The 22641-nt window shown below is 45.4% G+C and carries 17 protein-coding genes and 1 CRISPR repeat array; of the genes, 14 read left to right on the top strand and 3 right to left on the bottom strand.

Going from position 1 to position 22641, the window contains the following annotated elements; translation table 11 throughout:
* Window positions 1-52: 52 nt before the first annotated feature.
* A complete protein-coding gene (locus ASF12_RS28950) occupies window positions 53-904 on the bottom strand; it encodes an IS3 family transposase (protein WP_235533317.1) in 852 nt (283 codons plus the stop codon).
* 291 nt (window positions 905-1195) lie between these two features.
* On the opposite strand from ASF12_RS28950, the gene ASF12_RS28945 reads away from it, so the two are divergent.
* A complete protein-coding gene (locus ASF12_RS28945; protein WP_056042052.1) occupies window positions 1196-2374 on the top strand; it encodes an IS110 family transposase in 1179 nt (392 codons plus the stop codon).
* Window positions 2375-2451: 77 nt separating this feature from the next.
* Here the strand turns inward: ASF12_RS28945 and ASF12_RS28940 are convergent, their stop codons facing one another.
* On the bottom strand, window positions 2452-2742 hold the full coding sequence (locus ASF12_RS28940; protein WP_081419105.1) for a transposase: 291 nt from the start codon (window positions 2740-2742) through the stop codon (window positions 2452-2454).
* A 1118-nt stretch (window positions 2743-3860) separates the two neighbouring features.
* Between ASF12_RS28940 and ASF12_RS28935 the strand changes: the two genes are divergently transcribed.
* The 8 genes from ASF12_RS28935 to ASF12_RS34775 all read left to right on the top strand — a co-directional run bounded on the left by ASF12_RS28935 (window position 3861) and on the right by ASF12_RS34775 (window position 13642).
* Window positions 3861-6221 carry a CRISPR-associated helicase/endonuclease Cas3 gene (locus tag ASF12_RS28935; RefSeq protein ID WP_056042050.1) on the top strand — a complete coding sequence of 787 codons (2361 nt, stop codon included), beginning with the start codon at window positions 3861-3863 and terminating at the stop codon, window positions 6219-6221.
* 16 nt (window positions 6222-6237) lie between these two features.
* On the top strand, window positions 6238-6912 hold the full coding sequence (gene cas5c, locus ASF12_RS28930) for a type I-C CRISPR-associated protein Cas5c (protein ID WP_056042048.1): 675 nt from the start codon (window positions 6238-6240) through the stop codon (window positions 6910-6912).
* Window positions 6909-8813 (top strand): type I-C CRISPR-associated protein Cas8c/Csd1, encoded by a 1905-nt coding sequence (gene cas8c, locus ASF12_RS28925; protein ID WP_056042046.1) that lies wholly within the window; start codon window positions 6909-6911, stop codon window positions 8811-8813. The genes cas5c and cas8c overlap by 4 nt, the downstream gene beginning before the upstream one ends.
* A 57-nt stretch (window positions 8814-8870) precedes the next feature.
* Window positions 8871-9785: a type I-C CRISPR-associated protein Cas7/Csd2 gene (gene cas7c / locus ASF12_RS28920; RefSeq protein ID WP_056042045.1), complete on the top strand. Its 915-nt coding sequence runs from the start codon at window positions 8871-8873 to the stop codon at window positions 9783-9785.
* A 21-nt stretch (window positions 9786-9806) separates the two neighbouring features.
* Window positions 9807-10523: a CRISPR-associated protein Cas4 gene (cas4, locus tag ASF12_RS28915; RefSeq protein ID WP_056042043.1), complete on the top strand. Its 717-nt coding sequence runs from the start codon at window positions 9807-9809 to the stop codon at window positions 10521-10523.
* 23 nt (window positions 10524-10546) lie between these two features.
* Entirely contained in the window at window positions 10547-11575 is a 1029-nt protein-coding gene (gene cas1c, locus ASF12_RS28910; RefSeq protein WP_056042041.1) for a type I-C CRISPR-associated endonuclease Cas1c, read from the top strand.
* A 12-nt stretch (window positions 11576-11587) separates the two neighbouring features.
* Window positions 11588-11881 (top strand): CRISPR-associated endonuclease Cas2, encoded by a 294-nt coding sequence (gene cas2, locus ASF12_RS28905; protein WP_056042040.1) that lies wholly within the window; start codon window positions 11588-11590, stop codon window positions 11879-11881.
* Window positions 11882-12143: 262 nt separating this feature from the next.
* Window positions 12144-13168: direct repeats of the CRISPR family, unit length 32 nt; unit sequence GTCGCTCTCCGTACGAGAGCGTGGATTGAAAC.
* 186 nt (window positions 13169-13354) lie between these two features.
* Entirely contained in the window at window positions 13355-13642 is a 288-nt protein-coding gene (locus ASF12_RS34775; RefSeq protein WP_155973525.1) for a hypothetical protein, read from the top strand.
* 179 nt (window positions 13643-13821) lie between these two features.
* On the opposite strand, the gene ASF12_RS28900 is transcribed toward ASF12_RS34775, so the two are convergent.
* On the bottom strand, window positions 13822-15816 hold the full coding sequence (locus tag ASF12_RS28900; RefSeq protein ID WP_056042037.1) for a DUF4832 domain-containing protein: 1995 nt from the start codon (window positions 15814-15816) through the stop codon (window positions 13822-13824).
* A 667-nt stretch (window positions 15817-16483) separates the two neighbouring features.
* On the opposite strand from ASF12_RS28900, the gene ASF12_RS28895 reads away from it, so the two are divergent.
* The 5 genes from ASF12_RS28895 to ASF12_RS28875 all read left to right on the top strand — a co-directional run bounded on the left by ASF12_RS28895 (window position 16484) and on the right by ASF12_RS28875 (window position 22506).
* Complete coding sequence (locus tag ASF12_RS28895; protein WP_056042035.1) at window positions 16484-17584, top strand: Gfo/Idh/MocA family protein; 1101 nt, start codon at window positions 16484-16486, stop codon at window positions 17582-17584.
* Between the two features lie 8 nt (window positions 17585-17592).
* A complete protein-coding gene (locus tag ASF12_RS28890) occupies window positions 17593-18486 on the top strand; it encodes a carbohydrate ABC transporter permease (protein WP_056042034.1) in 894 nt (297 codons plus the stop codon).
* Window positions 18487-18496: 10 nt separating this feature from the next.
* Complete coding sequence (locus tag ASF12_RS28885; RefSeq protein ID WP_056042032.1) at window positions 18497-19339, top strand: carbohydrate ABC transporter permease; 843 nt, start codon at window positions 18497-18499, stop codon at window positions 19337-19339.
* A 58-nt stretch (window positions 19340-19397) separates the two neighbouring features.
* Complete coding sequence (locus ASF12_RS28880) at window positions 19398-20762, top strand: ABC transporter substrate-binding protein (RefSeq protein ID WP_056042031.1); 1365 nt, start codon at window positions 19398-19400, stop codon at window positions 20760-20762.
* Window positions 20763-21000: 238 nt separating this feature from the next.
* A complete protein-coding gene (locus ASF12_RS28875; RefSeq protein ID WP_442952563.1) occupies window positions 21001-22506 on the top strand; it encodes a right-handed parallel beta-helix repeat-containing protein in 1506 nt (501 codons plus the stop codon).
* Window positions 22507-22641 lie beyond the last annotated feature (135 nt).

Raw genomic sequence — 22641 nt, 5'->3', positions numbered from 1 at the left:
AAGGTATAATCTGTATCTCTGTCAATAGAGTAGACACAAGAAACCGAGATTTTTAAGCTGCCTTTCGGTACCTGCGTTCGCATTCATTGGGAGTGAGATACCCGATGGTCGAGTGAATGCGTTTGGCATTGTAGAAGCAGAGGATGTATTCAAAGATGCGTTTACGTGCTTGCTCCCGCGTTTTGAAGCGCTCCAAATAAATGAGCTCCTTTTTAAGAACGCTATGGAACGCTTCGATACAAGCATTGTCATAGCAGTTGCCTTTGCGACTCATACTAGCCTTCATATTGTAGGTTTTTAGACGGGCTTGGTAGTCATGAGAAGCATACTGACTTCCTCGATCAGAGTGATGCAGCACTTCACCCGTTGGGCGCTGCTGCTGATGCGCCCGRTCAAGCGCCTGAAGGACTAATTCTTTGGTCATCCGATCACTCATTTGAAAGCCCACAATTTTGCGGCTATACAAGTCCATGACGCTCGCCAAATAGAGCCATCCTTCATCCGTGGCAATGTAGGTGATGTCGGTCACCCAAGTTTGATTGGGTGCCTCGGGTCTGAATTGGCGATTGAGTACATTTTCGGCGACAGGTAGGTTGTGTTTGGAGTTCGTTGTCGCTTTATATTTTTTAATGGTTCGGGATTTCAGACCCTGCTCCTTCATCATTCGAGCGACAGTCTTCTCCGAGATTTTCCTGCCCTGTTTATGTAGCATTTGTGTAACCTTCGGGCTTCCATAAAGCCTACGAGAATCTAGAAAGATTCGCCGAATACGCTGTACCAGCTTTTTACGGCTTTTCTCTCGTTTGCTGACTTTACGTGTGGTCCATTTGTAATAACCGCTTCTGGAAACGCCCATAGCAGCACATAGCTTTGCGACACGGCAATGGAAGCGGTGATTGTGGATGAAGGCATAGATCAGCGCCGGTCTTTTGCAAAGTAGTGCATGGCCTTTTTCGTATTATTAGGTCAGCCAGAGATTTCTGGTTGGCTTATTTTATTAGGCACTTTAAGATGGCAGAGTCGGGAAGAACGTTGGCCTTTTAGGGAGTATAGATCCCGTTCTTAAAACTGTTCTCCCCACCACCCTCAATCACCATGTTTGAGCTGGTAGAGGCAAGTGACCTCGTATCACAAGCGAAGCTATGGGACGTGGAAAAGCGTGGGATTACCGACAAATTGTTAGGGGGAGGTTGTTATGGAACCGGTTGTAGGAATAGACATTGCCAAGGGTGCTAGTGTGTTGCAGGTTTTTTTTAAAAGGAATGAACCTTACGGGAAAGCCGAGAGCATTTCGCATGACGAAATCGGATTCAAACGTTTAGGAGAACTTTTGACAGAATTACAAGCAAAAACGTTGGTCGCTCCCGTAGTTATCTTAGAAGCAACGGGACATTACCACCGTCCACTCGTGAGTTATTTAGTAGACGGTGGCTGGAAGCATTTCGTCATTAATCCCTTGCAGTCAAAACGGGCTAAAGGAACTCAATTACGCAAGGTCAAGACAGACGCAATGGATGCCTGGCACTTAGCAGATATGTATTATCGTGGAGATGTCAAACCTCATCGAACATGGGAAGAGACGTATACCGAACTTCAACATGTGACGCGGCAGCATGAGTTCGTCACAGATATGTTTGTGCAAGCCAAATTGAACGCGAGAGCTTTGCTCGATCAGGTCTTTCCAGCCTACACAGAGGTGTTTTACAACCTGTTCTCTGTAACGGCTTTGAACGTGCTACAACAGTGTTTAGACAGAAAAACAGAGGGGCTAGTCGAATTAATCCAAACGTTTGCGGGGAGATCTCACACTAAAAGGTGGGCTTACGAGAAAGCAGAGCAACTTGATCGGTTGTTGCTTACTTGGAACAAACAGACGAAAAGCCCGTCTCAGACAGCCATGCTCTCGAGCATGATTCAACTTCTGCTGGCGTTCATCAACCAACTCAGTCACCTAGAGAAACAGATGAATGAAATCTCCTCATTCCTACCTGAAGTAGCATTAGTGAAAAGTGTACCGGGTATAGGGGATAAACTTGCCGCAGCCATTGTAGCTGAAATGGGTAACGTCAAGCAATTTACAAGCGCCAAACAACTCGTTGCCTTTGCGGGGCTCGATCCCGGTATTTTCAGTTCGGGAAAATTTACAGCTACGAGTTCCCGTATTACCAAACGGGGTTCAAAACGGCTTCGACGCTCCTTATATTTAGCGGTTCAATGTGGACTAAGACGGAGCTCCAATCGGAAAATCAAGGAATATTACGATAAAAAAAGGAACGAGGGCAAGCCCTACAAGGTGGTCGTGATCGCCTGCGCCAACAAGCTTCTCCATCACGTTTACGCCATCCTTAGTAAAAGCCAGCCCTATAAAGAGTAATATCCATATTTAACCATAACCTTCAAGCCAATGAAGGTTATTTGTGTTGCACAAAAAGTATAACATTCTATTTGACTTTAACCAAGCGATAATGCTTGACAAACATTAGCTGGTTTTAGAATGTCATTTTCTTCTTGCAAGTCACGGATTTGCTTTTGTAACGCCTTGAGGGCCTTGTCCTCTTCTTTCAATTGACCACTGCCAGGAAAGGCTTGTCCGCCATCTTGTTTGATTTCAGATACCCACCGATACACGGTATTGACGTGCAGCCCTAATTCCTCTGCCACTTGAGGGGCCGTTTTTCCCTCTTCTTGAATCATCTGGACGACTTGTCTTTTAAAGGCTTGATCATAATGTTTCTTTGTCACTTCGTTCACCTCGAATTTGGATAGGTCTATTTTATCCGATTCTCGGTTCTACGTGTCTACTTTTTAGTCTAACAACATATTGATGGTCGCACTCCGTACGGAGTGCGTGGATTGAAACCTAACAACATATTGATGGTCGCACTCCGTACGGAGTGCGTGGATTGAAACGACCNAAATGCTTGATCATAATGTTTCTTTGTCACTTCGTTCACCTCGAATTTGGATAGGTCTATTTTATCCGATTCTCGGTTCTACGTGTCTACTTTTTAGTCTAACAACAATCTATTTAGCAAGTATCGTCGCTCTCCGTGCGAGAGCGTGGATTGAAACATTTACGCCACCACATATAAGCGGCTACACCGATAGGTCGCTCTCCGTGCGAGAGCGTGGATTGAAACGGAAGGAACCAGTTGGTATATGAAGGTAAGTTCTGGTCGCTCTCCGTATGAAAGTTTTGGAAATTTTCAGGCATCTCTTAAAATGATTGAACTATAAGGCTGGTCTCCATTTGACAACTTATTTTAAAAGTCGTACAACTGCATGGATGCCCTGATAAACTGTTACATCTATATAGTGGTTTGATGTTTTTTTTCATGGTTCCCTATTTTAAAAATTTTGTATGTAGTCTAAGTTTGTTTTTATTCATTGCATAGGAATAACCTCTTCGTCTTTTTCATAATAATGTTTAAGGCTTGATTTCGAGGGGGCGATTATATGCAAGCGTTTACTTGTACTAACGACAGAAAGATCGACGATAGAATTTCACGGCTGAGGTACAAGTACTCCCGAATATTCAGCATTGGATTTTGGACAATCAGATTTTTTTAGCCAAAAAGGCCGTAATCCGCCAGATAAGAGCTCTGTGGATTACGGCCTTTATTTAAACAAAATTGAAGTTTTGGGGTTACGTTGGACAATAGGGAGTTAGCATCATGAATGTAAGAGAGGTTATGCTCCCCTCACGGGGAGCGCCAAACGGAATCTTTAAAATAGGGTTTCAATCCACATCCTTTAATTGATCCAGGATGACTTTTAAAATAGTATTTTAGGTAAAAAATGTCTTTACAACCAATAGGTTACCTCGTACACTTATGGAAAGCAATGGTATATAGGTCTCAGTGAAAAATGTCGAGGTGATTCTTCTGTACTATGCGCATCGAACAAAATCAGATGATAAAGCAACGTGGCAGCTGCTTATAGTTCATCTTCAAGAGGTAGCAGAGCTAGCTGGACATTTTGCGGCCGCTTTTGGTGCAAGAGATTGGGGGAAAGCAGCTGGAATCCTACATGATTTAGGCAAGTATTCGAAGAAATTTCAACTTAGGCTGGATGATTCTCAAATAGCCGTGGATCACGCAACAGCAGGAGCACAGCATATGATGGAACGTGAAAAGGGCGATTACGCCTTGTTGTTGGCTTATATCATAGCAGGGCACCATGCTGGCCTTCCGGATTGCGGTACAGATGCCGGTGAACAGTCGACACTGCTTAATAGGCTAAAAAAAGAGGTGGAGCCTTATCAAGAAGCGGCCTTTAATGAGCTGCCACAGCAGCTCGGCCTAGATAAACTTTCGCTCTCTCTGAAGCCAGGAATATCGCCGGAATTTCAACTCGCTTTTTTCACAAGAATGATTTTCTCTTGTTTAATTGATGCGGACTCGCTTAATTCTGAGGCTTTCTCGAATAAGAAGCAGAGTGCCAAACGAGGAAAAATAGCAGATTTTCCAGAGCTGTTTAAGAAATTTGAAACTTACATACAAGATGAGTTTGGTGATCCTGAGTCATCAATTAATTATAATCGTTCAGAATTGCTAACTCACTGCATAACTAGGGCGCAAAGCCCAAGAGGAATGAAGACACTTACTCTACCTACTGGAAGTGGCAAGACGCTTATTTCCCTCGGATATGCACTTCGTCATGCCATTCACCATACAACTAATGACGATCAGGCTATAAGAAGAATTATTTACGTAATTCCATATACAAGCATTATCGAACAAAATGCGCGAATATTCAGAGAAGTTCTAGGTGATGAAAATGTGCTGGAACATCATTCTAACGTTCAGCATGAGAAGAAACAAGACAACGAGGATGGTAGCATTGATTTGAAAGAGAAGCTTCAACTCGCGGAGGAAAATTGGGATTATCCTATTATTGTAACTACTAATGTGCAGTTTTTTGAATCTTTGTTTGCAAATAAGCGTGGAAGCTGCCGCAAGCTGCATAATTTAGCGAATAGCATCATTATTTTAGATGAAGCGCAACTCATGAATGGCGGTTTGTTCAAACCTTCACTTTATGCTTTGCAGGAGTTAACGCATAACTATGGGGCAACGGTATTGCTGTGTACAGCAACGCAACCGGAAATAGCGAAGCTGTTTCATGGGCCTATTGAATTAGAAGAGTTAACAGATGATGTGCCCTTGAGGTTCGAGCAGTTCAAACGCGTGTGCATAAAGCAAGTCGGAACGTTAAGTTTGAATCAGATCGATGAACAACTTGCTTCTCATAAACAGGTGCTGTGTATTGTGAATACACGTAAAATAGCGCGGGAAATCTATGCACAGTGTCTCAAGCGTAGTAGTGAAGATGTAATGAAAGAGGGAATTTTTCATCTAAGTGCTCGAATGTGTCCGCTCCACCGGACAGATATCCTAGCACTTATACGTGAACGATTAAAAAAAGAAAATCTACCTTGTACCGTTATTAGTACGCAGCTTATTGAGGCTGGTGTAGATATTGATTTTCCTGCGGTATACAGGGAAATAGCAGGTCTGGATTCTATTGCTCAAGCAGCAGGACGCTGTAATCGCAACGGTAAAGCTCCTGTTGGATATACCTATGTTTTTGAAACGGAATATGGATTACCACCGGGGTGGTTCAGCGCAACAGCAGAAGTTACACGTTCTGTATTGGAGAAATACAAAGATGACCCCTTATCTTTGGAGGCAGTGCGGAAATATTTTAACGAGCTGTATTTCTATCAAAGCAGTGGCAAAGTGGATAAAACAGATTCGAAGGGGATATTAGAATTAATAGAGCGGAGGGGTGCTTTGCTGGAGTTTCCGTTTCGAGAAATTGCCCAGCGATTTCAGCTTATTGATACGGCTGCTAAGGCTATAATTGTGCCTTATGAAAGACCGAATGAGAGAGATGAGAAAAAGGATAATGCTTTAGAAGATGGGGTTTATATAGATGAACATGGGAATAAACAGGGAGGGCGGAATAACAGTAAGGCTTGGAAGCTTATTGATCAACTGCCATACGCTTTTCCAATGACTGGAATATTGAGGCAGCTCCAGCCCTATGTTGTTCAGCTTTATCCGGATGAGTTCAATGCATTTCAAAAGGCAGGAGAAATCGAGCAAGTGCGAGATGGGGTCTGGGTACTTAAAAACCCCGCTAAATGGTATGACGATAAACTTGGTGTAATTCCATATTCTCAGCAATTCCATGAGGATGAAATTTATATTTTTTAAGAGAGGAGGGTTTACTATGGGATATGGTATTCGCTTAAGAGTATGGGGAGATTACGCTTGTTTTACAAGACCAGAGATGAAGGCAGAGCGCGTAAGCTATGATGTCATTACTCCTTCGGCAGCACGAGGGATACTGGAAAGTATACATTGGAAGCCTGCCATTCGTTGGGTCATTGATCGTATTCATGTATTGAAGCCCATTCAGTTTGAAACGATTCGCAGAAATGAAGTGGAAGGTGTCATCTCCGCTCGTAATGTTCAACAGGCTATGGATGGCAAACCGATAACGCTTGCGCAAATCGTAACGGAGGAACGGCAGCAGCGTGCTACACTTATGCTAAGACAAGTAGCCTATGTAATAGAGGCCCATTTTGAAATGACGGATGCAGCGGGAACCGAGGATTCTCCGGAGAAGCATTATAATATTTTTCTTCGCAGAGCTCGTAAAGGGCAGTGTTTTCAGCAGCCTTATTTGGGTTGCCGTGAATTTCCAGCGAGTTTCGAACTAGTAGAAGTAGATGAAACCCTCCATTCCTATGCATATACAGATGTAGCAGAGAAGGACCTAGGCTGGATGTTGCGGGACATTGATTTTAACAATGAGATGACCCCGCATTTTTTTCGAGCGAATATGCGTTGCGGCGTGATAGAAGTTCCCAGATCGAAAGGAGGAGGTGAGCTGCTTCTATGATCATTCAAGCTCTATATGAACGTTATGAGCAGCTTGTCAGAAATCCTAAATCGAAGATAAGTCCTATGTATAGCAGCATGGGGAAAATCTCTTTTGTGTTAGTCATTTCAGCTACAGGTGAATTGTTAAATATAGTGGATATGCGTGAAGTGGACGGGAAGAGAAGGAAAGCATCAGCTATAAATATTCCCGAACAAGGCAGCAGAAGCAGCGGCATTAAGCCGTTCTTTCTCTCGGACAAGCCAGAATATTTGTTAGGCTACCATACTATATCGGATGTTGCAAATGCTTCGGCAACAGATGCTAAGAAGGTAGTAGATGCACGTAGAAAGTACGAGGCTTGCGTAGAGCTTCATCATAATATTTTGCAAAATTTGGAGGACAGTGGAGCCAAGGCCATTCTTGCTTTTTTCTCCCATTGGAATATAGAAACAGTACGTGAGCATCCAAAGCTCCAAAATTTTATTGCTGATTTAGATAAAGGGCTGGATTGCAACATGGTATTTCGACTTGATGAAGATGCTGATGGATATCTTCATGAACGTGAAGCGATAAAAACGTGTTGGATTCGTTATATGGAAAGTGAGAAAGCAAGCTCCGAGCTTATCGGGCAATGTCTGATTACGGGTAAAGAGGGGGAGCCGATTGCCCAAACGCATGAAATTAAAATTAAAGGCGTTCGCGGGGCGCAGTCATCTGGAGCGGCGCTTGTTTCCTTCAATGTTGATTCTTTCCTGTCTTACGGAAAAAAACAAAGCTTTAATGCGCCTGTCAGCAAAACTGCGGCTTTCGGCTACACGACAGCTCTGAATCATATGTTGGAATCGGATACGAATACCATTACAGGCATTGGCGATATGACGGTCGTGTTCTGGGCTGGTGCTTCTCCGTTTGGAGAAGATATGGAGAGAATTGTTGTGAATGCTTTTACTCAGAATCGCACTATAGCATTGGAAAATAAAGCAACAGATCAGATTATGGATGTTATAAAGCGCGTTCAGCAAGGAAAAAAACTAACGGAAAATATGTTGTCGATTAAAGAGACACCGTTTTACATTCTTGGACTTTCTCCAAATATGGCAAGAATTTCAGTACGGATGTTCTGGCAAGGACATTTTGGACAAATGTTAGAAAACATAAATGCGCACAGTACAGATATGGACATAGTGGGTTTAAAAGATTACCGGGCTGAGACTCCTTCTATTTACCGTATAATGGAAGAAACTAGGCGTGTAAGCAGCGAAGGCAAAAAGGTAGGGGAAGGTCCGCCGCCTGGACTAGGGGGAGCAGTTCTGCGTGCAATCGTGCAGGGAAACGCTTATCCACACGCACTTTATATGAGCATTGTTAATCGCATTCGTGTGGATGGAATTGTCAATCAGTTGCGTGTCGCCATTATTAAAGCTTACTGGAGCAGATATGCTCGCCTGAATAATAATTTGCAATTAGAGGGGGCTTTATCTGTGAGTATAAATGAAGAAAGTCAAGATGTCGGTTATCGTCTGGGAAGAGTATTTGCTGTGTTGGAGAAGGTGCAGATCGAATCGGTAGGAGATAATAAGTTGAATGCAACCATTAAGGATAAATATTTTGCATCGGCCGCTACTAGACCGCTAGCTGTATTTACTTTTTTATTCAAAAATTTGACTAATCATCATATGAAAAAAATGCGTTCCAATGGGAACGGTGGCTTGGCGGTAACCTACGATATTCTTTACCAGACCATCTTAAAAGGAATATATCCTATCCCAACAACTTTAAATCAACAAGAGCAGGGTTTATTCATTCTTGGTTACTATCATCAAAAACAACAATTGTTTACCAGCAAAAAGCAGTTAGCAGAACCAATATCAATACAAGAAAAAGACCATCAACAGTTATCTAATAGCGAAGAAGCTTAATTGATAATAATCCATCTCTATGTTTTGAAAATACGATTTGAGAGGCGATGATTGAAAATGGCAATTGAACAAGCGGAATTGGAAAAAGTCGGGCAAAATAGTGCGTTAGCTCAAAGATATGATTTCTCCATTTTTTTTGATGTAACAAATGGTAACCCCAATGGTGATCCTGATGCAGGAAATATGCCGCGTACCGATCCAGAGACAGGTCATGGTATTGTGACTGATGTATGTATTAAACGAAAAGTCCGCAATTATATTGAGCTGACTAGGGAAGGGGAAGAAGGCTTTAACATTTATGTGACAGAGGGCGCAGTGCTTAATGAGCAGCAACGCCGCGCATATCGAGCGATTCGACCAGATGATGCTGATACTAAGGAATTGAAACCTAAAAGTCAGGAACAATCACGTCAATTAACACGTTGGATGTGTGATAATTTCTTTGATATTCGTACCTTTGGTGCAGTTATGACAACGAAGGTGAATTGTGGACAGGTGCGTGGGCCGATTCAGTTTACGTTTGCCCGGAGCATTGATCCTATTTTTCCTCAGGAGCTAACAATTACTCGTCAGGCAGTAACGCAAGAAGGAGCTGCTAAAGAAAGAGAAATGGGACGTAAACACATAGTTCCATATGGTCTCTACCGTATGGATGGGTATATTTCGGGTTATTTGGCAGAAAAGACGGGATTTACGAACAATGATTTGGAATTGTTATGGGAAGCTCTGCTTCATATGTTTGAGCATGATCGCTCAGCATCACGGGGACAAATGACGGTTCGAAAACTTGTTGCTTTCCAGCATGAGACAAGGCTTGGTAATGCTCCCGCTCACCAATTGTTGGAACGTGTTGATGCTATTCGTGTGAGAGACCAGAGTCTGCCAGTAGAGCCGATTCGTTCTTTCAAAGAATATGAGATTACGATTAATAGGGATGATTTGCCTGAAGGTATCAAAATACTAGAATGGTAGGCGAATAAGAGGGGGCGGGCAATGGCAAAGAAGTTACTCTATCAGGAAGATGATTTGCTGATGCTATCTGGTGTTCAGCATTATGCGTTCTGCAAGCGTCAGTGGAGTCTTATTCACATCGAGCAGCAGTGGAGCGAAAATGTTCTTACTTACGAAGGTCAACAAATGCACGGCCGGGCGGATGATCCTTACTTTAGTGAAACGCGCGGCGATGTGCTCATCTCAAGGGCTCTGCCACTCGTTTGTTATTCGATTGGGTTTTATGGTAAAGCGGATGTGGTTGAATTCCATGCAGTAGTAAGTTCTAGAAGCAGTAGCATTATAGGAGAAAGAGACGCCATTGCTCTTCCGGGCCGGGAAGGGCTATGGCGTCCTTTTCCGGTAGAGTACAAGCGCGGTAAACCAAAAAGCGGAGATTGGGACGAAGTACAACTATGTGCCCAGGCAATGGCGCTTGAAGAGATGTTCGGTGTCCAACTAACGGAAGGAGCATTGTATTATGGTGAGCGCGGCAGAAGGGTTAGCGTTACCCTAACTGAAGGCTTAAGGCGGCGAGTTTATGCTTTGTTTGAAGAAATGCATGGATTATTTTTAGCAGGATTAACGCTTCCAGCTGTTTATTCCTCCAAATGCAAAAATTGCTCGCTATTGGATATATGCATGCCAGCGATCTTATCCCGAAAATCTAAGCAAAGCAGGGGATATCTCCAGCACTATTTAGACAAGGAGATGGGCTAAACGAAGAAAGGAGGAAGCAGTATATGCGTAAACTGTTAAATACGTTATACATTACTTCACCTAGCAGCTATTTAACACGTGAAGGGGAAAATATAATCGTCAAGGCGGAGGATCGTGATCCTCTTCGAATGCCGATTCATATTTTGGAAAGTATCGTAACTGTGGGGTATGCAGGTGCAAGTCCGTCTTTGATGCAGCTGTGTGCAGAGCGTGGAGTCTCCTTATCGTTTTTACAAGAGAATGGGCAATTTATGGCAAGTGTACATGGGAAGACAACTGGGAATGTGCTGCTTAGACGCAAACAGTATCGGCTGGCTGACGGTGAGGGAGCAGCCATTTATGCGAAGAGGTTTATTTTTGCTAAAATCGCCAATTCAAGAACAGTATTAAATCGGGCTATACGCGATCATGGATCAAATATTGCATCAGATAAAGTGAACAAAGAAGCTGATTTCTTAAAAAGGTATCTAAATAAGGTGTTAACTGTTCCTAGGCTGGATGATATACGAGGCATTGAAGGAGAAGCAGCACGCCGCTATTTTTCGGCATTTAATGAGTTGATTTTGGCAGATAAAGAAAGTTTTTATTTGAGGGGGCGTAATCGTCGACCTCCTCTTGATCGTGTTAATGCGCTATTGTCTTATACATACACCTTGCTTCGATTAGAAGTTCAATCCGCACTCGAAACGGTGGGTCTTGATCCTGCGGCGGGCTTTCTCCATCGTGATCGCCCAGGAAGACCAAGCCTTGCGTTGGATTTAATGGAAGAGTTACGGGCTTATATGGCAGATCGTTTAGTGCTTTCCCTTATCAACCGTAAGCAGATTCAAGCGAATGATTTTACTATTAAAGAAAACGGGGCAGTGTTGCTAAAGCCGGATTTAAAGAAAGAGCTGATTACGGCTTGGCAAAAAAGAAAGCGTGAAGAAATTCGTCACCCATTTTTGGATGAAGTCATTCCAATTGGTCTGCTTCCTTATAGCCAAGCATTGTTATTGGCAAGGACGATTCGAGGAGACTTGGAGGAATATCCTCCATTTCTGTGGAAGTAGGGGGTAAATCCAATGATGATTCTAGTAACGTATGATGTGAATACGACGACGCCCGAAGGCCGAAGACGGCTGCGACAGGTTGCGAAGTGCTGCCTAAATTACGGACAGCGTGTTCAAAACTCTGTTTTTGAATGCATGGTAGACCCTCTGCAATTCAAGCAATTGAAAGACCAGCTATCTAAGGAAATTAATGAAAATACTGATAGCCTGCGCTATTATTTGCTTGGTGCCAACTGGAAGAAGCGTGTGGAGCATGTAGGTGCCAAGGAAGGCTATGATCCTGAAGGGATTTTGATAGTGGATTAGTTGTTAAGATACACTTATTATGAAACGGGAAAAGATTAGGTGTATTGATTTAGAACAATATATTTAAGTCGAAATTACTGAATAAATTTTTGCTGTGCGAACCTTAAGCGCCCATGAATTTCCTAGGAGGTTCGCACACTGTATTTTATATGGCGGGTTGCAATAATAGTATTTATTTTAGCTCATTGATTAGACTGGGTAGATAAGGTTCGCGGAAAATATGTATTTTTCCCGCGCTAGTGAAGGCTTTTCATGGTATGCTGTCGCTCTCCGTACGAGAGCGTGGATTGAAACGCAAAAAAGGCGAACGTTACAAAAGCCGGGCTAGTCGCTCTCCGTACGAGAGCGTGGATTGAAACCCATCGGAACGCCAGCTGCTAGGTGAGCATCTATGTCGCTCTCCGTACGAGAGCGTGGATTGAAACGATAATTTGGAAGCTGTTAAGGATAAGCGGTTGATGTCGCTCTCCGTACGAGAGCGTGGATTGAAACAAGGTATCGACCATAAATATCCGTATAGCCAACTGTCGCTCTCCGTACGAGAGCGTGGATTGAAACTCGCTAGTGAATTTTTGGATAAACTGAAACGAAAGTCGCTCTCCGTACGAGAGCGTGGATTGAAACCGAACAGGAGTGGGAACGTCCTCACCGCGACTATGGTCGCTCTCCGTACGAGAGCGTGGATTGAAACACGGAAATGAAACCGTACACGGCTGAGTGGCATAAGTCGCTCTCCGTACGAGAGCGTGGATTGAAACCTGATGCGTCTCCAGCGATTGCAAACCGGGGCACGTCGCTCTCCGTACGAGAGCGTGGATTGAAACTTACAATTGCGGAAATATCAACAGATGCTGCGGGGTCGCTCTCCGTACGAGAGCGTGGATTGAAACTTTGGTGACAATGCATCCTTTATTGGTGGATTTAGTCGCTCTCCGTACGAGAGCGTGGATTGAAACTAGTCATAGCTCTATAAATACGTGCATGCGCAAGTCGCTCTCCGTACGAGAGCGTGGATTGAAACGTCTTCCCACCGCGTCGCCCGCAGTTGAGTACGTGTCGCTCTCCGTACGAGAGCGTGGATTGAAACAAATGAGCTGATGGCTATGCTCAATAGGGCCATCGAGTCGCTCTCCGTACGAGAGCGTGGATTGAAACCAGGTTGCATTAACCTGGTCACCGTCTCGGCTGGTCGCTCTCCGTGCGAGAGCGTGGATTGAAACTGCGGGGGTGCGTAATACAGCACTCGGCGGGGCTAGTCGCTCTCCATGCGAGAGCGTGGAATGAAACGCAATTCAATGACTGACCTGATCGGCGGAAATATTTTAATTTAAAAAACTACAATAATTTACAAACGAAAAAAGATGTTTTTAGTCATGAAGACTCATGAATTATTTTGTCATTCAATAGTATACTTAATGTTGAAATATATCCCAATATTTCAAATTTTATATTATTGAAAGGTGTGTTGTGATTTTGAAGAAGAGCAAGTTAGTTTTATTAGGTATGGTTATTATGTTGTGCATGATTTCTGCTATTCCTGTCTCTGCCCAATCGGTAACTAATTCTAACTCCAATGTCATTGCTCCTGCAGCATATTGTCCGTCGTGTACGATGATTGGCCTTCCGTATCCTAAGAAAGATTATTCCCGCTCTGATTTTATTGGTGCAACTATTCAATATAACGGTTATACATACCGTTTCTTGGAAATAGATGATAGCTTGAGCACTTCCACACGTTGGTGGACGGTATGGTATAGATAATTTGATGCCCATTGCTCCTATAGTTTAGAGATCGCTTTCCATGTGGGGGCATAAAGCTTAATAAGAAAGCTTCAATGATGTTGCTTTAATTAGAACCCAATAAACAAAAAAACGGCTGTCGAGCATCCTCGACAGCCGTTTTAACATTCATTACCGCATTTCATTCCTCAATCCATCTACTATTTCGTCACACTACTCAGCTTATAAGCCCCATCAGCGAGCCTGTTCGTATTTGCAAAGTCGACGCCCGGCGCATTCGTTTGCGGGCTGATGATCGCAATGGCGATATCATAGGTTCCCGCAGCAAGTCCGGTGACGGGGATCGAATCGGTAATCGTATAAGTGCCTGTTTTCCACGTGCGCAAATCAACGGTTGTCGTCTTCTTCGCGACGATCGTATTGCCGCTGCGCAGCTGGATTTCGACTGGCCAGCCGAATGGGAAGTGCTGAACACCTTTATTTTCTACCTTAATCGTTGTCGCAAGCGAGCTTCCGGTTATGGCAGATGGATGCGAAATTTCCTTCACGACAAAATGATAGCCCATCCGTTTTTTCAGGGTGTCTATATTGCTTTGCAGCGTATTGCCTACGGCGAGCGAAGCGGGCGAGTTGGGACCGAGCCAGCTTGGCTTGCTCAGCTCCGTCTGGCGTTGCGTTTCCGTAAAGCCGCTGCCCGTAGTGAGCGCGGCAGTCATGCCGGACGCTCCGCCATAAAATTCCCCGCCAGAAATGCGCGTCTCCCAAAAGTTAGCGTGCGCAGGCTGCTGCTGGCCGATGTCGTCCCAGTAGCCATTTTGCGTGCCGGTATACCAGCCCCAATCCGCATCGAAGCTGTCTTTATGTCCGAACACATCGTTAAACATGCCCATTACCATGCCTTTATTGTTCGTTTTGGCAAGCGCAATGCTGCGTCTGATCAGCACCTGCATTTTGTCCTCTTTGCCGGCGAAGGCATCAATATAATGCTGCACATATTGATTCGAAATCGCATTTGGTGGGAAAGCGCCCGTGTAATTGGCTTCGCCATTTGGCCCTACATAAGGCCATGTGTGAAATTCCGCCCAATGGCCAATCGAGCCAATTTGCACAAAAGCGACCGGACGTTCATTTGTATTATACCGGGCGGCGATCGCTTCAATAGCGAGCTTATGCCGCTCTATTAAATAAGCAGAGCTGTAGTTGGGCGAAAAGCCCATATTGTTGCCGGTGCCCATTCCGCCTGTCGTATCGTTATAAGCGGTGCCTGGAGATTGGCCGAGGGCGACCATCTCATTATAAAGCCAATCGGGAATATCCCGGTGCGCTGCGCCAGTTGGGCTGTCTAGAATAAACCGCAGCACAACTTTTACGCCTAGGCTGTTCCAATGAGCAAAATTGTTCGTCGCTTCAATGGCAGCGAAATTATACGTTCCCTTCGTCGATTCAAGCTCCTTCCAAGTTACCCCAGCATAAACGAGCTTGTGCTGCTGGGGGTAGCCAGTCGTTTTAGCCGATGGAGCCCAGCCTTTAAACGGGTTATTAAGCGGGCTGTCGAGCTCAACCGGGTATGCGACCGTTGTCGCTCCGCCAGGGTCGCCCGAACCGCCGCTGGAAGTAAGTAAATAAGAGGGCAGCGTCTGGCTTGCCGCAGGCAGCCGCGAGGTTGTGGAGTTGTTATCAATATAGCCAGCTTGAATGGTGCTGCCAGCGCTGATCTGTAAAGTGGCCAGAGGTATGGCGACTTCAATAACGGTTGAGCTGCGGAAAAATTGGGAGGAGGAGAGGGTGGTATTGGCATTCCAGCTCCAGTTGCTGCCGGTTCCTGCATAGCGGTATAACCCGGCATTTTCCAGCAGCCATTCGATGCCAGTAGCGCCCCAGCCTGATGCCTGATAGCCCGTTGCGGTATTGTTGTCGATATTCAGCCAAAAGCTGCCCGTTGCCGTGCTTAAGCCTGAGCCTTGAATGAGCAAATAAAGATTTGTTCCATCGTTTGTCATTTTGAAGCTTTGAGCGGCTCCCGTACCTGTAGCGAGCGCGTTAATGCTGCTCCAATCGCTTACATTGCCATCGACCGTAATGGTAGCGGCTTGTGCTCCCGGAACGGTGCCAATCGGTTGAAAGATCGCGAAGATGAGCGCAAAAATCAAAAATAAATGAACCAATAGCTTTTTGTTGCCGGCTGCTTTAAACATGGTAAACCTCCTTGGGTATAGGGTTGTCCCGTTAGGACCTTCAAGCGAACGAATGGCCGTCTATCCTTCCATTTTACAGGTAAATCACCTCCCTTCAGCAGAAAAGCGGCTTGTCCAAAGCTTGTCCAAATCTGCCTTTAATTTGTTACCTTCATGAGAGCATTGTAAGCGGGATCATCTAGATGATGGATTTTTAAAATTGAAAATTTGCGGCAAATAATTCGAGGGATTTTCATGATGCAGAAGTCGGTTATATGTTGCATTATAGGCGATACGAACATACAGAACAAGAGAAAATTTCCAATTCCCACATGAAATTTGCCTAAATATAAAGCAGTTGACAAACTTCAATTCCATGTAATAATCTATATCAAATGAAATAAATTTGCGGCAAATACTTAACGGGATGAAAAGAGAGGTGTGACAAACAGTATCTTGTAAGCGTTTTATAACTATGAAAAACTGATGAAACCTCAGTTAATTCAAGGTTTTTAGCGAATATCAATTTATTTGCCGCAAATATAGCGAAAAATTAGCCAAAAATTAATTGACAACATAGGCGAACTGTTTTACTATCGTAACAGAAGCAAAACTTTGTTAGATAACCTAACATGATACGCGGTGGATAACGAATACCGCTAAATTAATGACAACGGAGTGTGTAGACATGGGGAACATTAGAATGGCTTTTATCGGTGTCGGCGATATGGGGTCGCATCATTGCATCGGTTTTGATTTGCTTCCGGATAGTGATGTTCGTTATATCTGTGATATGAACGAAGCTAACGTAGCGCGTACCGTTGCTGAGCTTAAAAACAGCAGCCCGGTTATTGTGACGGATTACCGTGAGCTGCTTCATAAAGAGGATTTGGATGCGGTCGTCATTAGCGTTCCGAACTATTTGCACCGCGAGGTCGCCGTTGCTTTTCTGGAGGCAGGCAAGCATGTGTTTCTGGAGAAGCCGGTTGCCCACACGATTGAAGATTGCGATGCCATTATTGAAGCAGCGGAAAAATCCGGTCGCATTTTGCAAATCGGACTCGTTTACCGTTATTCCAACTTGTACCGCCGGATGGCCAAGGAGCTGGAAAATGGGCGTCTGGGCGATGTGAAGCTAATGTGGTGCAAGGAGTTCCGTGATCCATTCCCGCCAACCGAATGGTTTTATGACAAGTCGAAGTCGGGTGGTGCGATCGTCGAGAAGGATTGCCACCACTTTGATATTTTCAACTGGATGATTCAGGCGAATCCGGTACGCGTATTTGCTTCCGGCGGCCAGCATGTGATGAAGCAAGGACAAGAGAACATCATTACCAATTCCTACAGCCATTATCCAGCGAAAAATATTTCCGATACGTCGATCGTCGATCACGCCTTTATTACGATTGATTATGACAACGGCAGCAAGGCGAACCTCGGCCTTTGCATGTATTTGAAGCCAAGAAACTTGCTTGGCGAAGGACTTGAAATCGGCTTAATTGGCGACAATGGCGGACAGATGGTTGCGCGCAATGACAAGACGATTGATATCGTCGGCGGCGAGGATTGGACGAAGGATCATCTCGACATTGACGTTACGTCGGATTCGATTATGGGCGGCCATACAGGCGGCCAAACGCAGCGTATCGATTTCCTGAAATGTGTAAGGGAAGGCAAGCAGCCGTTTGCGACGGCGCAGGTTGGACGTAATGCGCTGCTGATCGCGCTCGCTGCCGAAAAATCTATTTTAGAAGAACGGTATGTCTATCTAGAAGAAATTACTGGCTAAGGGGTGTCATGATGAATAGCTTGCGAAAATATGACACATTGCTGTTTTTCCTGTTTATTATGCCGTGGATCATTGGTTTTACGATCTTCTTCCTAATTCCATTCGGCACCTCGGTGTTTTACGCCTTTACGGATGCGAAGCTGCCGGGCGCGGTCAATTATAACTTTGTCGGATTCGATAACTTTATTCATATGATCGATGATCCGATTTTTCTGAAAAGCTTGCTCAACACGATGTATTTCGTCGTTTTCGGTGTGCCGATCGTAACGGCAGGCATGCTGGTGCTGGCGATGCTGCTTAATTTTAATGTGAAGGGCATTGCCTTGTTCCGTACCTTCTATTACTTGCCTACGCTTGTGCCGATTGTGGCAACCGTCATTATTTGGCGGCTTGTCTTCAATGCGGAATTCGGCATCTTGAATTTGGGGCTAGGCCTGCTCGGCTTCGACAAAATCGATTGGATCGGCGGCGAGCATACGATTAAGCCGGTTATCATTTTGCTGCAAGTGTGGATTTCGGGAAGCGGAGTGCTGATCTTTCTGGCGGCGCTCAAAAATGTGCCGAGGCATTTGTATGAAGCGGCTGAAATCGACGGGGCGGCTGGTGTTCGCAAATTTTTATCCATCACGCTGCCGATGATCAGCCCTTCGATTTTGTTCGTTATCATTATTCAAACGATGTACAACTTTCAAATGTTTACCGAAGCGCTGCTGCTCTCCAAGGGCGGTCCGAACTACGCAGCTTATACATTTGTCTACAATATTTACAAATCGGCCTTTACCGACTTGAAGTTCAGCATGGCGATGTCACAATCGATTTTCTTATTTGCGCTGATCTCGCTCGTCACCTTTGTGCTGATGAAAATATCGAATCGCTTCGTGTATTACGAAGGAGAGAGATAGGGGGATCTATATGAATGGCGGGCAAAAAAGCAGCATTACAGCGATGGTCTCCAAATATGTATTGCTGCTCGTAGCGTTGGTGTTATTTGTAGGGCCTCTCGTGTGGATGCTCTCGACCATGATGAAGACGAAGGCGGAGACGTACAAGGTGCCGCCGACTATTTTTCCAGAACACATGAACTTTGAGGCGTTTGAGCGATTGTTCGCTGTCCAGCCCATGATGTGGCAGTGGATTCAAAACTCCTTTGCGATTTCGTTTTTCGTCGCTGCGGGCGCTGTTATTTCCAGCTCCATTGTAGCTTATGGATTTTCGCGTTTTGCGACGAAATACCGGGATAAGCTTTTTCCGATCGTGCTGCTGACGCTGATGATTCCGCCATCTATTATGATGATTCCATCGTATGTGCTGTTTGCGAAGCTGGGGTGGATCGATACGTGGCTGCCGCTGATCGTTCCGGCCTGGCTCGGAGGCGCCTATTACATTTTTCTGTTCCGGCAATTTTTTCTGACGATACCGCAGGAGCTTGATGAGGCGACTTATCTCGATGGCGGCAATCGCTGGACCGTATATGCGAGAGTCATTATGCCGCTGTCCAAGCCGATTATTATTACGACGATCATTTTCGCTTTCGTCAACTCGTGGCTCGATTTTCTCGGACCGTTTCTGTATATCAAAAATAATGAGCTGTTCACGCTGAGCGTTGGCCTGCAGCTGCTGATTGGACAGACAAGCCAGGATTTCCCGGCGCTTGCGGCTGGTGCTTTCATTAGCATCATTCCGATTGGCCTGCTTTATTTCTTCGCACAACGCTACATTGTGGAAGGGGTGGTGCTGACGGGCTCCAAAGGATAGTCGCGCGTTCTGGTTCTGGTTTTCTTGCTTTCTACATGACGTAAAAGGGGAACTGTATATGAAAACGAAGAGCAAATGGAAGTTGAGTGTAGGTACTACGTTGTTGGCTGCGTCTATTCTTGTAACGGGCTGCGGAGGCGGCAATGCAGGCGGACAGACGAATACGGCGAATCCAGCAAGTGCGGGCGGCAATTCAAGCTCGCCAGCTGAAGAGGCTGTAACGATTACCTATTCCCAGTGGGGAACGGCCGAGGAGCTTCAGCGCACACAGGAATTGCTAGACAAGTTCATGACGGCTAATCCGAGCATTACGGTCAAGCTGGAAGGCAAAGACTGGGGCAGCTACTGGGACGGACTGACGGCGAATGCCGCTGGCGGTACGCTTCCAGACGTATTCAAAACCAGCTATGCTTATGTAGAGAAATATGCGGAGCTGGGCATTTTTAAAGAGCTGGACGGCTTGCTCGCCGACAACAAATTTGATTTGAACAATGTGGATCCGAGCTTGCTGGGTCTTCATAAGTATCAGGGCAAGCAGGTGTCGCTGCCCATTGATGCGAACGTTATCGTATGGTACTACAATAAAGCGTTGTTCTCTGATGAAAAAACAAACCCGCTGAAGGCACCGATGCCATCGCTTGAGCCAACTTGGGATGAAATTACCGACATCGCAACGAAGCTGACGTTTGATAAAAACGGCAAAAACGCAGGCGAAGCGGGCTTTGATGGCAAAAACATCGTGCAATGGGGCCTTTCGATTTCCCCAGGCTCGACGATGGACTGGTTCCTGGAGCCTGAGCTGTGGTCGAATGGCGGCAAGCTCGTCAATGATGATGGAACGCTTGCGCTCGATACGCCGGAATCGATTGAAGTGCTGCAATATTTTATTGATTTGACGAAAAATAAAAAGATCAACACAACGCCTGCGCAAATCGAAGGGCTTGGCGGCCAAGTCAACCTTGCGATTACAACGGGCAAGGTTGCAATGAATCCGGGCGGCAGCTGGAACACCGCCAACTATAAAGAAGCGGGCATTGATTACGGCATCTCTTATTTGCCGAAATTCAAGACGAACCAAACGGTTGTCCAGCCAGCAGGCATGGCAATCAGCGCTAATACGAAGCATGAAGCGGCAGCTTACAAGCTGTTGGCATGGCTTGCGGGCCCAGAAGGGCAGACGGAGCTGGCGAAGCAAGGGTATTCGATTCCGGCTAACAAAGCGGCATCGAATGCATATATCGAAACGATGGGCGAAGCGAACAAAATCTTCCTTGATGCCCAGCAGTACGGCATCGTATCGCCGTTCACGGCGAAGAAAACCGATCTCGTATGGACGTATGGCGAGCAATCGCTTAAGCTTCCACTTGCGGGCGAAGGCGACCTAATGGCGGCGATTAAGGAATTGACTTCCAAAGTAAACTAAGACGAAAAATAACAGCAGCATTGGAACCGAGCTTAAGGTTCCGAGCTGCTGTTGTTTTGTGTTTGTGTAAGGTATGGCCTATAGAATGCCGATATAATAGAAAAGGTAGCCACGGGGCCATCTATCTGGCAAAATAACAGAGGTCTACAGCATACTGGCTGCCACGAAAGTGGAGCATACCTCAAGGAGAGGATCGTTCGCCATGAAAATGAATAAATATGTAACAGCCATGCTCGGCATGGCGGTATTTACCTTGCTTGTCATCGGTGTTTCGGGACCGGACGTTTCGGCGGAGGGAGCCGAATATTATGTCGCAACGATGGGCAATGATTCCAATGCCGGTACGATAACCGCGCCATGGAAAACGCTGCAGCATGCAGCTGATGTGGTGCCAGTTGGAAGCACAGTTTACGTTCGGGGCGGCGTGTACAACCAGAAGCTGAACATAACCCGTTCCGGCTCGGCTGCGGCAGGGCCAATCATCTTCACGAATTACGCAGAAGAGGTGGCTGTTATTGATGGCACGGGTCTGACGGCGAGTGGTGCGGAAGGGCTCGTTAGCTTGACCGATGTCAGCCATGTGACTATTAAAGGCTTGGAAATCCGCAATTTTACAAGCACTTCGAAAAATGAGGTGCCAATAGGCATCTATGTAAGCGGAGCTGGAAGCCATATTAGCCTACTGAACAATAAAATTCATGACATTAAAAATACTTCGACGCCGACAGGCAGCGATTTGCTGGGCCGCGATGCTCATGGCATTGCCGTATATGGGACGAAATCGCCGGCTTCGCTGAACAATCTGACGATTGACGGCAATGAGCTGTACAATCTGGTGCTGGGCTCCAGCGAATCGCTAGTGCTCAATGGCAATGTGGATACGTTCTCGGTCACGAACAACCTGATCCATGATAATGATAATATCGGCATTGATCTCATTGGCTTTGAAGGCACAGCGCCAAGCACCACTTATGATCAAGCGCGTAATGGTCTTGTGAAGGGCAACAGAGTTTACAATATTACGTCAAATAACAACCCTTCTTACGGCAAGAAGCTGCCAAACAACAGCAATGCAGCTGACGGCATTTATGTCGATGGCGGCAAAGACAGCATCATTGAGCAAAACTACAGCTATAACAACGATATTGGCATCGAAATTGCTTCCGAGCATAAAGGCAAATCAACGAGCCATATTACCGTTCGCAGCAATATCATTTACAACAACCGTCTTACCGGTATTGCAATGGGCGGCTACGATAAGCAGCGGGGCTCCACGACAGATAGTAAAATCGTCAACAATACGCTGTATAAAAACGATACGCTCGGCGATGGCAGCGGCCAGCTTTACGTTCAATTCGATACGAAAAATAACATTATTAAAAATAACATTATGGTGGCCAGCTCGTCAGGCGTCCTCATCTATAACGAATATACGCAAAACTCCGGCAACATCGTCGATTACAATTTGTATTTCACGCCAGGCGGTAGCTCGGATGCCTACTGGGTTTGGAAAAATGTCGAGTATGACGGCTACGCTGCATACAAAGCCAATTCCGGCAACGATTCGCATTCCTTATTTGTTGATCCTAAGTTCGTAAATGTCTCATTGAATGATTTCCATCTGCAAGCGACGTCCCCAGCTATTGATGCTGGCGATACAGATGCCGCAATTATCGGTTTACTGGATATGGATGGCCAGCCGCGTGTACAGGGGGCGGCCGTTAATATTGGTGCAGACGAGTAACGGAAGAACTTAAGCAGGCAAACGGTTAAAAAGACGCAAAAAACGCCAGGGAAAGCAAGCTTCCCTGGCGTTTTTTTGCTGTTAAGAAGCGGCGATTTCCTTGACTTCCCCGGGGCTGGACTATAAAATTATATT

Origin of the sequence: Paenibacillus sp. Leaf72 (assembly GCF_001422685.1) — a bacterium.
GTDB lineage: Bacteria > Bacillota > Bacilli > Paenibacillales > Paenibacillaceae > Pristimantibacillus.
This window is presented reverse-complemented; position numbering and strand designations above follow the sequence as displayed.